The organism is Duganella sp. Root336D2 (assembly GCF_001425005.1).
Classification (GTDB): domain Bacteria; phylum Pseudomonadota; class Gammaproteobacteria; order Burkholderiales; family Burkholderiaceae_D; genus Rugamonas.
This window is the reverse complement of the sequence record NZ_LMDB01000012.1, coordinates 148,300-161,283: the sequence shown is the minus strand read 5'-3', so window position 1 is coordinate 161,283 and position 12,984 is coordinate 148,300. Positions and strand designations below refer to the sequence as shown.

At 62.7% G+C, this 12,984-nt stretch carries 11 protein-coding genes; 3 read left to right on the top strand and 8 right to left on the bottom strand.

Annotated features, from left to right (window positions below):
• Positions 1–6: 6 nt before the first annotated feature.
• Complete coding sequence (locus tag ASD07_RS10820) at positions 7–2,910, top strand: DUF3426 domain-containing protein (protein WP_055929307.1); 2,904 nt, start codon at positions 7–9, stop codon at positions 2,908–2,910.
• 7 nt (positions 2,911–2,917) lie between these two features.
• Positions 2,918–3,862 carry a carbohydrate kinase family protein gene (locus ASD07_RS10815; protein WP_055929304.1) on the top strand — a complete coding sequence of 315 codons (945 nt, stop codon included), beginning with the start codon at positions 2,918–2,920 and terminating at the stop codon, positions 3,860–3,862.
• A gap of 46 nt (positions 3,863–3,908) precedes the next feature.
• On the opposite strand, the gene ASD07_RS10810 is transcribed toward ASD07_RS10815, so the two are convergent.
• The 3 genes from ASD07_RS10810 to ASD07_RS32055 all read right to left on the bottom strand — a co-directional run bounded on the left by ASD07_RS10810 (position 3,909) and on the right by ASD07_RS32055 (position 4,935).
• Positions 3,909–4,202: a DUF167 domain-containing protein gene (locus ASD07_RS10810; RefSeq protein ID WP_055929302.1), complete on the bottom strand. Its 294-nt coding sequence runs from the start codon at positions 4,200–4,202 to the stop codon at positions 3,909–3,911.
• Complete coding sequence (locus tag ASD07_RS10805) at positions 4,199–4,708, bottom strand: YggT family protein (RefSeq protein ID WP_055931743.1); 510 nt, start codon at positions 4,706–4,708, stop codon at positions 4,199–4,201. Before ASD07_RS10805 ends, ASD07_RS10810 begins: the two co-directional genes overlap by 4 nt.
• Positions 4,709–4,809: 101 nt before the next feature.
• The gene (locus ASD07_RS32055; protein ID WP_255356994.1) at positions 4,810–4,935 is read right to left on the bottom strand and encodes a hypothetical protein; all 126 of its coding nucleotides are present in this window, start codon (positions 4,933–4,935) and stop codon (positions 4,810–4,812) included.
• A 295-nt stretch (positions 4,936–5,230) separates the two neighbouring features.
• On the opposite strand from ASD07_RS32055, the gene ASD07_RS31400 reads away from it, so the two are divergent.
• A complete protein-coding gene (locus ASD07_RS31400; RefSeq protein WP_200953787.1) occupies positions 5,231–5,872 on the top strand; it encodes a hypothetical protein in 642 nt (213 codons plus the stop codon).
• A gap of 683 nt (positions 5,873–6,555) precedes the next feature.
• Here the strand turns inward: ASD07_RS31400 and ASD07_RS10795 are convergent.
• From ASD07_RS10795 to ASD07_RS10775, 5 genes are all read right to left on the bottom strand, one after another.
• Positions 6,556–8,058 (bottom strand): chemotaxis protein CheW, encoded by a 1,503-nt coding sequence (locus tag ASD07_RS10795; RefSeq protein ID WP_055929295.1) that lies wholly within the window; start codon positions 8,056–8,058, stop codon positions 6,556–6,558.
• 3 nt (positions 8,059–8,061) lie between these two features.
• Positions 8,062–9,762 (bottom strand): PAS domain-containing methyl-accepting chemotaxis protein, encoded by a 1,701-nt coding sequence (locus ASD07_RS10790; protein WP_055929292.1) that lies wholly within the window; start codon positions 9,760–9,762, stop codon positions 8,062–8,064.
• A 188-nt stretch (positions 9,763–9,950) separates the two neighbouring features.
• Positions 9,951–11,453 carry a tripartite tricarboxylate transporter permease gene (locus tag ASD07_RS10785; RefSeq protein ID WP_055929289.1) on the bottom strand — a complete coding sequence of 501 codons (1,503 nt, stop codon included), beginning with the start codon at positions 11,451–11,453 and terminating at the stop codon, positions 9,951–9,953.
• A gap of 9 nt (positions 11,454–11,462) precedes the next feature.
• Positions 11,463–11,924: a tripartite tricarboxylate transporter TctB family protein gene (locus ASD07_RS10780; RefSeq protein WP_055929286.1), complete on the bottom strand. Its 462-nt coding sequence runs from the start codon at positions 11,922–11,924 to the stop codon at positions 11,463–11,465.
• A 21-nt stretch (positions 11,925–11,945) separates the two neighbouring features.
• Positions 11,946–12,923 (bottom strand): tripartite tricarboxylate transporter substrate binding protein BugD, encoded by a 978-nt coding sequence (locus tag ASD07_RS10775; RefSeq protein WP_055929283.1) that lies wholly within the window; start codon positions 12,921–12,923, stop codon positions 11,946–11,948.
• Between the last annotated feature and the right edge of the window lie 61 nt (positions 12,924–12,984).

Sequence of the window (12,984 nt, the reverse complement as noted above, 5' to 3'; positions counted from 1 at the left end):
TGACTGATGGCGCTCGCCACTAAATGCCCCCATTGCAGTACGATCTTCAGGGTCGCGGCTGACCAACTGAAACTACGCGGGGGCATTGTCCGTTGCGGCTCCTGCGCGCTGGTTTTCGATGGCAATGCTGCCCTGGTTGAACCGGCGGCCAAGCCGACTCCTGTCATTCCCGATGTAGTTGCCGATGCGCCGCCTGCGAAGCCGGCGATTTCCGACTATGTGCATGGTTCGCCGGTCGATTTCGAGATCGATTTCGCCGAAACGCCTGTCGCTGCGCCTCTGGCCGGCGAGCCGCCCAAGGAAGCCCCGCGCGCTGCCGTGCCGGCTGCCGAAGCTGCGTCGCCTGCCGTCTGGCGCTCCGCTACCGCACCCGCGAGCGGCGCGACGTCAAGCGTGGCCGGCTCCTTGCCTGTCGCCGAGCCGGCACCCGCTGCAGCCCAACCGCCAGCCAAAGCGCCTTCGCCTGACGACATCGCCATAGCCGCCGTGACCCGCGCCTTCGCGGCTGCGACCACGCATGCTGCGCCGCAATCGCAGCAGGCCGCACCGTTGCGCGCGGCTGAGGCACCAAGGGCACCCGCTTCGGTGCCGGCTGCGTTGCCGCCGGCAACTCGAACGCCGTCATCGCCAGCTTCGCGCTCGCTGATCGATGTCGTGTCGCCCGACGCCACGTTCACTGCCGCGGCCGAACCATCGCCTCCGCTGGTACCCGATACCGCCGCCGTGTCGCTTCCGTCACGGGCCCGGTCGCCTGCCGGCCTGTCGTCGCTGGCCGACTTGGTGGCGCCAGACGATATCTTCTCGGCAACGGCAGAAGCGTCGACACCATTGGCACCTCCGCCGCCGGATAGAGCCCCGTCCCCGGCTGCCCCGGCCTGGCATCCGGACGTACTGTCGCCGGATATCACCTTCTCGGCCACTACAAAAACGACACCGGCTGCCGCGGCACCGGCCGCACCCACAGCGCGCCCGGTATTCGCGCCTGCGCCGCCACCGCTACCAGTTGCAGCCTCCATCGAGGAGGCGGTATCTCCAGTCGTTCCTGTCCCGCCGGCCGTTACAGGCACACCGGCAGCCGCTCCCCTGTCCGATTCCGTCGGGCACGCGCCGCAGGCAGTCAATGAAGCTGCCGTGGCAACGCCGGCCGCCCTGGCAGATTCGCCGGTCGTGGAAGCGCAGCCCCATCGCGACGAAACACTCGCCGAATCGTTGCCGGCTGCCGAAGAAAACACGCTTCCGTCGGAACCGGCCCTCGCAATCGCAGCGACGTCGCCTGTCGACCATGCGGATTTGCCGGCCGAAGCTGAAGCGCCTTCGTATCGCGACGAAACACCCGTCGAGTCCTTGTTGCCGGAAGACCATGTGGAGTCGCCAGCCGACGCCGACGCGTCTCCGCTGGAAGAAGAAATCCCCCTCGAGCCAGTGTACGTTGCCGAAGAGGCCCAGCCCACGGCGGAAGGTGCACTTGCTTTTGAAGCGCCATCGCCGCCCGATCACGCGGATTCACCTGCCGCAGTCGATGCACAGCTGCCAGGCGAAGCATTCCTCGCCGAGCCGGCGCAAACCGCCGGCGAGACCGCGCTCCCTGCGGATGCAGCACTCGCATTCGAAACGCCATCACACGTTGAGCATCAAGACGAAACTCCCGCCGAGCCGGGGCATGCGGCAGAAGAGAACTTGGCCCCGTTGGATGATGCGCTTGCATTGGAAACCACAGCGTCCGCCGAGCCAGAGCAGGCAATCGACAACATCGCGGTTGGGGAAACGGGCGAGCGCACCGGCACCTCCCTTCTGGATGCTATCGACCAATGGTCAGCCGACAATACGCACCCTGACGGCCGCGTCGGGCCCGCGCTCCACACGCCCCAGGAACACCTGGTCATCGCCGCCCTCGACGACGCGCACCATTTTGAAGACCTGCCGTCCGACGAAAGGTCCGCGCCCGACGCGCCAGCCGCAGCGGCCGAGGCAGATAGCCTGGACGGGCCGCCGCTTGACGCCGAACCATGGGCCGCGGCCGACGCAGCAGCGGCCGACGCAGCAGCGGCTGGCGAGCCGTGGAGCCTGGCCGAGCCCGACGAAACCGCCCTGCACGCCGTAGCAGCCGTCAACACGGACGCCCCGGATGACGGTGCGTCCGTCACCGACGACGAAGTGCTCGAACCGGTCGAACCGCCGGCCAAGTCGCGCCGCGAACGCGCCCTGAAACGCGCCAAATCGCGCCGCGACGCCAGCCCCCCGGGCGCAGAACATGACGTCTTCGCCATCGAAGAAAACGGCCCGGAAGCTGAAGCGAGCGCCGAAGAAATCGCCGCCCGCATGCGCGCCATCGCCGGCGTTGACGAAGCTGAAGCCAAAGCCGACGCCAACGCCGGGGACCTAGACCACTCCGACCTAAATTTCGTGAAGCGCGTCGACCGCAGCCAGAAATATGGCAAGGCCGTCACGATCACGATGGCGCTCGGCGTCCCGATACTGCTGGCCGGGCTGGTGCTGCAAGCCGCGACCACCTTCCGCGACACGCTGGCCGCCAACTACCCGCAACTGAAGCCGGCATTGGCCGCAGTGTGCCAGCCGCTGGGCTGCAAGATCGCCCTGCCAACCCAGCTCGACGCACTTAGCGTCGAACCGGGCGAACTGGCCAGCATGACTGAAAACACTTTCAGCTTCAGCACCGTCCTGCGCAACCAGTCCAAGACCCCGCAAGCCTGGCCGCATGTCGAGCTGACCCTGAACGACAACGCCGACAAGCCGGTGCTGCGCCGCGTCTTCGCTCCGGGCGAATACCTGCCGTCGCCTGCCGACGCCGAAAAAGGCTTCGGCCCGCGCAGCGAGCAAAGCATTAAACTGTACTTCGAACTAAAAGAGCTCAAAGCTTCCGGCTATCACATCGCCATTTTCTACCCTTAAGAATACTATGACTAAAACCGCGCTTGTCTGTGGCTCCCTGGCCATCGACATCATCATGCAATATGAAGGCCGTTTCGGCGACACGCTGCTGGCCGACCAGCTGCACAAGGTCAATGTATCCTTCCTGGTGCCGACCATGCGCACCGAGTTTGGCGGCTGCTCCGGCAATATTGCCTACTCGCTCAAGATGCTGGGCGGCGACCCGCGCATTGTCGGCGTGCTGGGCCAGGATTGCGCGGCCTACCTGGAACGCTTCCAGAAGCTCGGCATCTCGACCGACAATATCCTGATCAAGAAGGATGCCTACAACGCGCAGTGCTTCGTCACCGCCGATGCAGACCACAACCAGATCAACGCCTTCCACCCTGGCGCCATGTCTTTCGCACACGAGAACCCGATCGAGAAAGCCGGCCCGGCCCGCATCGCGATCATTTCGCCGGATGGCCACCTGGGCATGCTGAAGCACGCAGAAGACCTGGCACGCCTGGGTGTCCCGTTCATCTTCGATCCGGGCCAGCAGATGCCGATGTTCACGCCTGAACAGCTGATCGGCTTCATCGAGCAGGCCACTTATGTAACCTGCAATGACTATGAGATCGAGCTGCTGATGTCGCGTACCGGCCTGACGATTCCGGATATCGCGGCGAAGCTGGAGGCGCTGATCGTGACCCGTGGCGAGAAGGGTTCGGAGATTTATACCCAGGGCAAGCGGATTGATATTCCTGCCGTACTGGTGGATTCGTCGCTCGACCTGGACCCGACCGGCTGCGGCGATGCTTATCGCGCTGGCTTGCTGTTTGGTCTGGTCAACGACCTGGGATGGGAATCGACTGGCCGGCTTGCCAGCTTGCTGGGCGCGATCAAGATCGTCACCAAAGGGGCGCAGAACCACGTGTTCACCCCTGCGGAGATTGCCGACAAATTTGAGGCGGCGTTCGGGTACCGTTTCTAAACCCGGCAATTCCGGGGAGTGTCTGACCCTTGGGTCAGACACTGGTTTACCGGTTTAAAAGCCGGCCAACATCCTCCAGCGTCACCCCAGTCACCTCAAGTAGTTTCTTCTTATTGGTCTGCCCATGCGTCAGCGTCACCGCGCTGCGCGACACCCCCAGGGCCCCGGCCAGCCATTTCACCAGCGCCTCATTCGCCTTCCCCTCGATGGGTGGCGCGGCCAGTTTGATCTTCAGCACATCTTCCAGCACCCCGACCACTTCGGTCTTTTTCGCATTCGGCTGGATCTGCACCGCCAGGCGCACGCCGCCCGGCAGCGGGGAGTACCACGAACGGCTCATCGGCCGAACAGCATGCCAAGCAGGATCTGGCAGATTTGCAGCAGGATCAGGGCCACCAGCAGCGACAGGTCAAGGTTGCCAACCAGCGGCACCACTTTGCGGATAGGCCTGAGCAGGGGGTCGTTCAACGCGCGCACGAACGGCGCCAGCGGGGCATGCGGATTGACCCAGCTGAAAATCGCTTCGACGATCAGCAGCGCCATAAAGCCGAACAGTATCCATTCCAGGAAGCGCTGCAAGGCTGCCAGCAGTACAACCTCCGGTGTGGCGCCGACCAGGAACAGCACCGAAGTCGCCAGGATCACAATCAGGAAAGCGCCAATCAGGCTGGCCCAGTCATACCCCCCCATCCCGGGGACGATGCGGCGCAGCGGGCGCACCAGCCAGTCCGATAATTGAAAAGTAAACTGTGCCACCGACGAAGGCGGGCGGACGCGAATAGCCTGCATCCAGAATCGCAGCAAGAGCACACCGCCAAGCAGGCCGGCGGCGACATCGACGATCAGCTTAAGAATACTAAACACGAGTTCACTCCAAATAAAAAAACCGCTGTGCGATTGTCTCACACAGCGGTGTCTTCGCCATTCGGCACTAAGCGTTTAAGGGCTTAGGCAGGACGGGTGCTGGTCGGGAACGGCCAGGCGGCTGCCGGGGCGATCACGGTTTTTGCTGCCGGAGCGGCGGCTGGAGCTGGAGCTGCAGCAGCAGGTGCTGGTGCGGCAGCTGGCTTCACAGCTTCCTTCTTAGGAGCAGCAGGTTTCTTGGCAGCGGCCTTTTTAGGGGCAGCTGGTTTTGCAGCAGGAGCTGCAGCCGGTGCTACGGCTACTGGCGCAACAGCTGGCTTAGCTGCTGGCTTAGCCGAGGCTTTTTTTGGGGCGGCCTTTTTAGCTGCAGGCTTGGCAGCTGGTTTTGCGGCGGCTTTAGGAGCGGCTTTTTTAGCAGCTGGCTTGGCAGCGGCTTTCTTGGCAGCTGGCTTGGCAGCAGCTTTCTTAGCGGCTGGCTTGGCAGCAGCTTTAGGAGCAGCCTTCTTGGCAGCTGGCTTGGCAGCGGCTTTCTTGGCAGCTGGCTTGGCAGCAGCTTTCTTGGCAGCTGGTTTGGCAGCAGCTTTCTTGGCTGCTGGCTTGGCAGCGGCTTTCTTGGCGGCTGGCTTGGCAGCAGCTTTAGCTACGGTCTTTTTAGCTGCTGGTTTGGCGGCGGCTTTCTTGGCTGCTGGCTTAGCTGCAGCTTTCTTCGCTACTGGCTTAGCTGCTGCTTTTTTAGCGACGGCTTTTTTAGCTGCTGGTTTAGCGGCTGCTTTTTTAGCTGCTGGCTTAGCTGCTGCCTTGGCGACGGTTTTCTTCGCTGCTGGTTTAGCTGCTGCTTTCTTGGCTGCTGGTTTTGCTGCTGGCTTAGCAGCGGCTTTCTTCACAGCTGGTTTAGCGGCGGCTTTCTTAGCTGCTGGTTTTGCTGCTGGCTTAGCGGCAGCTTTCTTAGCGGCTGGTTTAGCGGCTGGCTTGGCAGCGGCTTTCTTAGCGGCTGGTTTAGCAGCCGGTTTAGCTGCGGCTTTAGCGGCCGGCTTAGCGGCAGCTTTCTTTGCTGGAGCAGCTGCTTTAGCGGCTGCTGGTTTCTTCTTAGCGGCGGTTGCCATTTTTAGTTCTCCTTCATCTGGGATGGGAAAGATCCACGCATAAATTTAAAACCCGTCCGGCCCTGCGCTGGACCAGGCGAATTATTCATCGGCACAAACAGGGTTGCGGTTTGCGCTAATGAATTCTGCACCCAGCTGAACTGCTGCACCTCCTCACAAGTGCAGCGCTTCAGCCATCGATTCCTGCGCCGGTGCTTGGCAGCGCAGGACTCAAATTCTTTGTCGCGACGATTGCGCGGGTGGGGCGTGAATTCAGCTCCTCGACCCCTCGTCGGGCCACGTGATACGACCAGCGTTCAAAGAAAAAACCGCCCGGCCTGATCGGGGGGATCAGGTGAGCGGCTTCGCTGTCGTCGTGTGGTCTTTCAGCATATGTATGCGTTTTTGGTTCCCATTATTTTTCGATTTTTGCGGTAACAACACACTCAAAAAACTGTGCTTGCAAATTCACGCGATTTCAAGTTCGCAAAGTACACGAAAGCTTGTCGATGCGCAACCAGCACGAATGATTTTCTTCTTCTTTTTTTGCGTCGATCTGCGAGTTCACGCACATTGAATCGCGCTTCGCGAGCACCTCGCGCGCTGCGATCGACCATCGCGCTGCCGGCCACCTTCGCATAACGCCTTTAGATAAAGGCTGTATAAAAACTGAAGCGCCCCGGTCCGCGCTTGGGCGCGAGAACGGGGCGACTGAATGATGCGTTTGAAAATTTTTTTTCGTCGCGATTACGCGACATGCAAAATTCGCTTCATCACGCGTTCCAGATCGAGCAAACAGGTGCTGTGCGTGCTTCCATCTGCTTGCGGCAGCTCCACCACCTCGTTCGATTCGGCCGACAAGCCTTGTGCAATCGCCGAGGTCTTCATCAGCGAGGGCGCGGCGAAGCGCTTGCCGTCATCGACCGTGACGATGTCGGCCACCGCGTCGACCAGCAGGCCGTATCGCCCTTCTTCCCGCTCGATGACCAGCACCTTGCCTGCGCCTTCGCCCGCTGCCATGCCATACAGGCGGCGCAAGTCGACCAGGCTGATGAGCTGCTGGCGCAGGTTCAGCACGCCGCACAGGTAGTCGGGCATGCCTGGCGGATGGCTGATGTCGCCGGCATGGTCGATGATCTCGCGTACCTGCTTCAATTCCAGTGCGAACAGCTCGCCGACCCGGAAGCTCAGGTAGACCTTGCGCCCGGCACGCTGGCCCGCTGCCGCCGGCCTGGCTTGCGCTGGGTAAAGCTGGCGATGGCCCAGGTCCATCTCGCCGATCTCGCTGCGCGAGAAGATGCCATCGTGGTCCAGCAGGATCACATCCTCCTCGCCGGCGCGCGCCACGCAACCGGCAAACATGGCGCTGCGCTCTTTGCTCAGCAAAGGAATGGCAAGCACTTCATCGCTGCTGAAATGCAGGATGCTTTCCACCTCGTCGACCAGGAATCCGAGCGTTGCCTCGCCGATGTGGGCCACCAGGATGCGCTGCCCGGCATCGGCCAGCGCCGGCTGGCCGCCGGCCAGTGCGGCAAAATCCACCACCGGCACCTGCATGCCACGGAACTGCATGCGGCCGCGGCACAGGGTGCTGGCCAGGATCGATTCGGACAGTTCCGGCACGCGCACGATCTCCTGGATCGCCTTCATCTCCATCGCAAAGCGGGCGCCGGCAGCGCGGAAGCTGATCGCATGGCGGCGCTCGCCGACCACCCGCAACTGGCGCCGCGTTTCCGCACCGCTGGCGCGCATCGATTGCACCTGCGGCACGTTCTCGATCCGCACCAGGCGCTCGATGTCGAGCACCTGGACCAGGCGCCTGCCCTCCTCCAGCAAAATGGTGCCGGCTACTACCCCTTGTGCCGAACCCTCCGCATAACGCAACCGGCTGCGTTGTTCGGGCCGCACGCGCAGGATTTCACCGGTTGCGTGAACCAGCAAACCGACCTGCGCATCCTGGTAGTCGATGATGGCGATCTTGTTCAACGCTTCGGCCGCCGGCGCCGCCGGATCGAACAAGCGCCCCAGGTTCACCACCGGGATCACGCTGCCGCGCAAGGTGAACATGCCTTCCAGGTAAGGCGGGGCAAGCGGCAGGCTGGTCATGCGCTCGGGGAAATTAACCACTTCCCGGATGCACAGTGCGGGCAGCGCGAACTCGTCCCCGCCCAGCAGGAAGGAGCCGAAAAGTTCGATCGCTGCCCCGGCGTCCGCCTGCGGCGGCGCCGATACCACACGCAAGGCTTCCATGGCTTACACCACGAAACCGGCGACCAGCTTGTTCAATTCCCCGGCGCGCGAATTCAGGCTGGAAGTGGACGAAGCAATGCTGTCGCAGCTGCCGGCCGATTGCTCGGCCGCTTCGGCGATATGGTTGATGGCGACGCTCACCTCGCGCGCCGACAGTAATTGCTCCCTGGCTTCATGCGAGATCTCGGCAATCGCTTCGCTGGTCTTGCCGACGCCCTTCACGATGCGGTCGAAGGCTTCGCTGGCCTGGTGCGAGATGGCGGTGCCGGTGTTGACCCGCTTCACCGACTCGCTGATCAGCTTGGAAATCTCCTTGGTCGCCTGCGAAGAGCGTTCAGCCAGCTTGCGCACCTCGTCTGCCACCACCGAGAAGCCCAGCCCATGTTCGCCTGCGCGCGCCGCTTCGATGGCCGCATTGAAGGCCAGCATATTGGTCTGATTGGCAATATCGCTGATCACTTTCACGATCTCGCCGATGTCTTCCGACGAGCGGTTGATCAGGTCCATCGCCTCGATCGAACGCGCCACTGCCTTGGCGCCCGCCTCGGCCTCGTCCTGGGTGGACTTGGCCAGCTCATTGGCATGGCCGGTACTGGTGGCAATCGCATCGATGGAACGGGTCAGGCCGTCCACCGTGGCATTCATTTCCTCCACCGTCGCGCCCAGCTCCTGCGAGCCGCCCGCCACCACGCCGGCGCGGTTGGCGATCTCCTCGGCGTCGTCGGCGAAGGCGGTGGCCGACATCACCACCTGCCCGATCACGCCGCACAAGTCGCCCATCATCTTGCCGATGCCGGCGCCCAGCTGGTCGAGCGGCTCATCGCCGGCCAGCGGCACTTCGGCCGTCAGGTCGCCTTTTGCCGCGCGCGCCACCGCATCGAGCAAGCGTTCAATCTTGGCCGCATCGCTGGCTGCCTTGTCCTTGATGCCCTGCTCCATCATCACCTGCTCGGTAATGTCGCTGGCGAACTTGACGATTTTGAAAGGCGTGCCGTTCATGTCGAGGATCGGGTTGTAGGTGGCCTGGATCCAGATCGCCTTGCCGCCATTGCCGACGCGCTTGTAGCGGCCGCCGTCGAATTCGCCGCGGTTCAGTTTTTGCCAGAAGCGTTTGTAATCGACGCTGGACGCGTATTCGGTCTCGCAGAACATGCGGTGGTGCTCGCCCTTGATGTCGTCCAGCGAGTAGCCCATCGCATCGAGGAAGTTGCTGTTCGCGGTCAGCACGTGGCCACCCATGTCGAACTCGATCACCGCCTGCGCCTTGTCCATCGCGCTGACCTTGCCCTCGTATTCCGCGTTGCGCAGCTTGCTGGCCGTGATGTCGGTGGCGAACTTGATTACTTTATAAGGCTTGCCATCGGCATCGAACACCGGGTTATAGGATGCATTGATCCAGATCTCGCGCCCGCCTTTGCCGACACGCTTGTACTCGCCTTGTTCGTAATGGCCGCCGCGCAGGCGTTGCCAGAACTGTTTATAGGGTTCGCTGGCGGCAAAGGCACTGTCGCAGAACATCGAATGGTGGCGGCCTTGCACCTCATCCAGCGTATAGCCGACCGCACTCAGGAAGTTGTCGTTGGCGTGCAGGATGGTGCCATCGAGCTGGAATTCGATGACGGCCTGGACGCGATTGAGCGCGGCGTTGATGGCCTGCAGTTCGACTTCTTGCAGCTGGCTTTGCTGGAGGGCTGGGCTGTTCATTTTGGGTGAGCTCCTGAAGGGAAGGTGTTGCCACTGAGAATCTTCAGTATAGACAGCACCCTCGCCAGGAATCTCACCCTTTGTCACCCACCCCTGCCTGCGCTTTAAGCAGTTGAATAAAGGCCGCTGCTGCGTTGTCGGGCCACAACGAAACAACGCCCGGCGAACCGGGCGTTGTTATCTTTCTCTCACTCTTCGTGGAAAGCTTCTTCCCGCTTCTTGCGCAAGGCGGGCGACAGCACCACCGCCAGCGCCAGGCCTGCCAGCGCCAGCAGGGTGGCGCTGATAGGCCGGTTGAGGAACACCATCGGATCGCCGTGCGACAGCGTCATGGCGCGCCGCAGGTACTCCTCCAGCATCGGACCGATGATGAAGCCGAGCAGCATCGGCGCCGGCTCGGCATCGAGCTTGGCGCAGATATAGCCGAACACCCCGAACAGCGCCATCAGCCAGACATCGAACTGGGAGTTATTCAGGCTGAACACGCCGATCGCGCAGAACAGCAGGATGGCCGGGAACAGGCGATGGTAAGGCACCGTGATCATCTTCACCCACAGGCCGATCATCGGCAGGTTCAGCACCACCAGGAACAGGTTGCCGAACCACATCGACACGATCAGGCCCCAGAACAGCTCCGGTTTCTCGGTCATCACCGCCGGCCCCGGCGTAATGCCCTGGATGATCATGGCGCCGATCATCAGGGCCATCACCGGATTGGACGGGATGCCCAGCGTCAGCATCGGGATGAAGGAAGTCTGGGCGCCGGCGTTGTTGGCCGATTCCGGCGCCGCCACCCCTTCGATGGCGCCCTTGCCGAACTCCTTGGCATTGGGCGACACCTTCTTCTCGATCGAGTAGGAGGCGAAGGACGCCAGCATGGCGCCGCCGCCCGGCAGGATGCCGAGCGCCGAGCCGAGCAAGGTGCCGCGCAAGACCGGCGCCAGGATGCGCTTGAAGTCTTCCTTTGTCAGCATCAAGCCCGACACTTTCTTCATCAGGATATGGCGGTCCTCATCATGCTCGAGGTTGCGCACGATCTCGCCGATGCCGAACATGCCCATGGCCACGATCACGAAGGAAATGCCTTCCGCCAGTTCCGGCACATCGTAGGTATAGCGCTGCTGGCCCGAATTGACGTCGGTGCCGATCATGCCCAGCAGCAGGCCCAGGATCACCATGCCGATCGCGTTCAGCAGCGAACCGCTGGCCAGCACCACCGCCGCCACCAGGCCCAGCACCATCAGCGAGAAGTAGTCGGCCGGGCCGAACTTCAGCGCCAGGTCGGCCAATGGCGGTGCGAAACATGCCACCACCACGGTGGCCACCGTACCGGCAAAGAAGGAGCCCAAAGCCGCCGTCGCCAGCGCCTTGCCGGCATGCCCATTGCGCGCCATCTGGTAGCCGTCGATGGCTGTCACCACCGAGGATGATTCGCCCGGCAGGTTGACCAGGATGGCGGTGGTGGAGCCGCCATACTGGGCGCCGTAATAAATGCCGGCCAACATGATCAGCGCCGCCACCGGCGGCAGGCCGAAGGTCGCCGGCAGCAGCATGGCGATGGTGGCGATCGGGCCCAGGCCCGGCAGCACACCGACCGCAGTGCCGATGAAGACGCCCATCAGGCAGTACAGCAGGTTGGTCAGGGTGAAGGCTGTTTCAAAACCCAGACCCAGGTTGCTTAAAATTTCCATGCCTGCTCCCTAGAAACCGAGCCAGGGGCCGAGCGCAGGTATCGGCAATCCCAACAATTTAATGAACAGCACATAGGCGAAGCCGGCCAGGCCGATGGCCAGCAGTGCCACTTCTTTCCAGCGGAACTTCGGGCTGGCATACGCGCTGACCAGCACCAGCACGGCGGCGGCCGGCACCAGGCCGGCGCCGCGCATCAGGATGCCGAACAGCACCACGGCCACGCTGACCAGGGCCAGCGGCTTGAGGTGCAGCTTCTCCATCGGCTCACCGTGGCGGAAGAAGGAGCGCAGCACGCCTGCTGCGCCGATCACGGCCAGCAGGATGCCCAGCACGACCGGAAAGAACGCCGGTCCCATGCGGACGGAGGTGCCCATGGCCAGGTCGCCGCGCGTGAACACGGCGCCCAGCCCGATGGCGATAAAGATCACCCCGATCCAGAAATCCTTCGGGTGGCGGATTGCGGAAGACATCAGATTCTCCTTGCTCGGCGCTTAATCAGCGTAAACACCGGCTTTGCTGATGATCGGGCCCCAACGGTCGATATCGGCCTTCAGGTGCGCCCGCAGGGCTTCCGGCGTGGCGCGCTTGGTGTCGACCGGCTCGGTACCCAGGTCGGCGAAGCGCTGCTTGACCGCCGGGTCTTTCAGCGCCACCTGCAGCGCGCCGACCAGGGAATCGATCACTGGCTTCGGCGTGCCTTTCGGTGCATACATGCCATGCCACACCGCCACTTCAAAGCCTGGCAGGCCGGCTTCATTCAGGGTCGGCACGTCCGGCATCGACGGCACGCGGGTCTTGGTGGTGACGCCGTAGACCTTGATCTTGCCGCCCTTGATCTGGCTGGTGGTGTTGGTGGTCTGGTCGCACATGAAGTCCACCTGGCCGCCCAGCAGGTCGTTCATGGCCGGGCCGGTGCCTTTATATGGCACGGTGGTCAGGTCGGTCTGGATGGCGGACATGAACAGCATGCCGCACAGGTGGGATGCCGAACCCAGGCCGGCATTGGCGTAAGTGACCTTGGCCTTGTTGGTTTTCACGTAGGCCAGGAACTCCTTGAAGTCCTTGGCCGGGAAGTCCTTGCGCGCCACCACGGTCATCGGCACGTCGGTCACCAGGCCGATCGGCTCGAAGCTGTCGATGGCGTTGTAGCTCAGCTTGCGGTACAGCGACGGCGCGGTGGAATGGCCGATGTGGTGCAGGAAGATGGTGTAGCCGTCCGGCGCCGACTTGGCGGCGCGCGCAGCGCCGATCGTGCCGCCGGCGCCGCCGACGTTTTCCACGATGATCTGCTGTTTCAGCTTGGTGCCCATGGATTGCGCCAGCAGGCGCGCCACGGTGTCGGTCGGCCCGCCAGCGGCAAACGGCACGATCATGGTGATCGGCTTGGTCGGGTAGCTTTGTGCCTGCGCGAGGCCGGCGCCGAACAGGGGCAGGCATGCCAGTGCGGTGATGAGGGCGCGTCGTTTCATGTGGTTCTCCAGTTGCTGATTAATTGTTGGATTTGCGCTACTAGTAATGTTGTACCAGCAA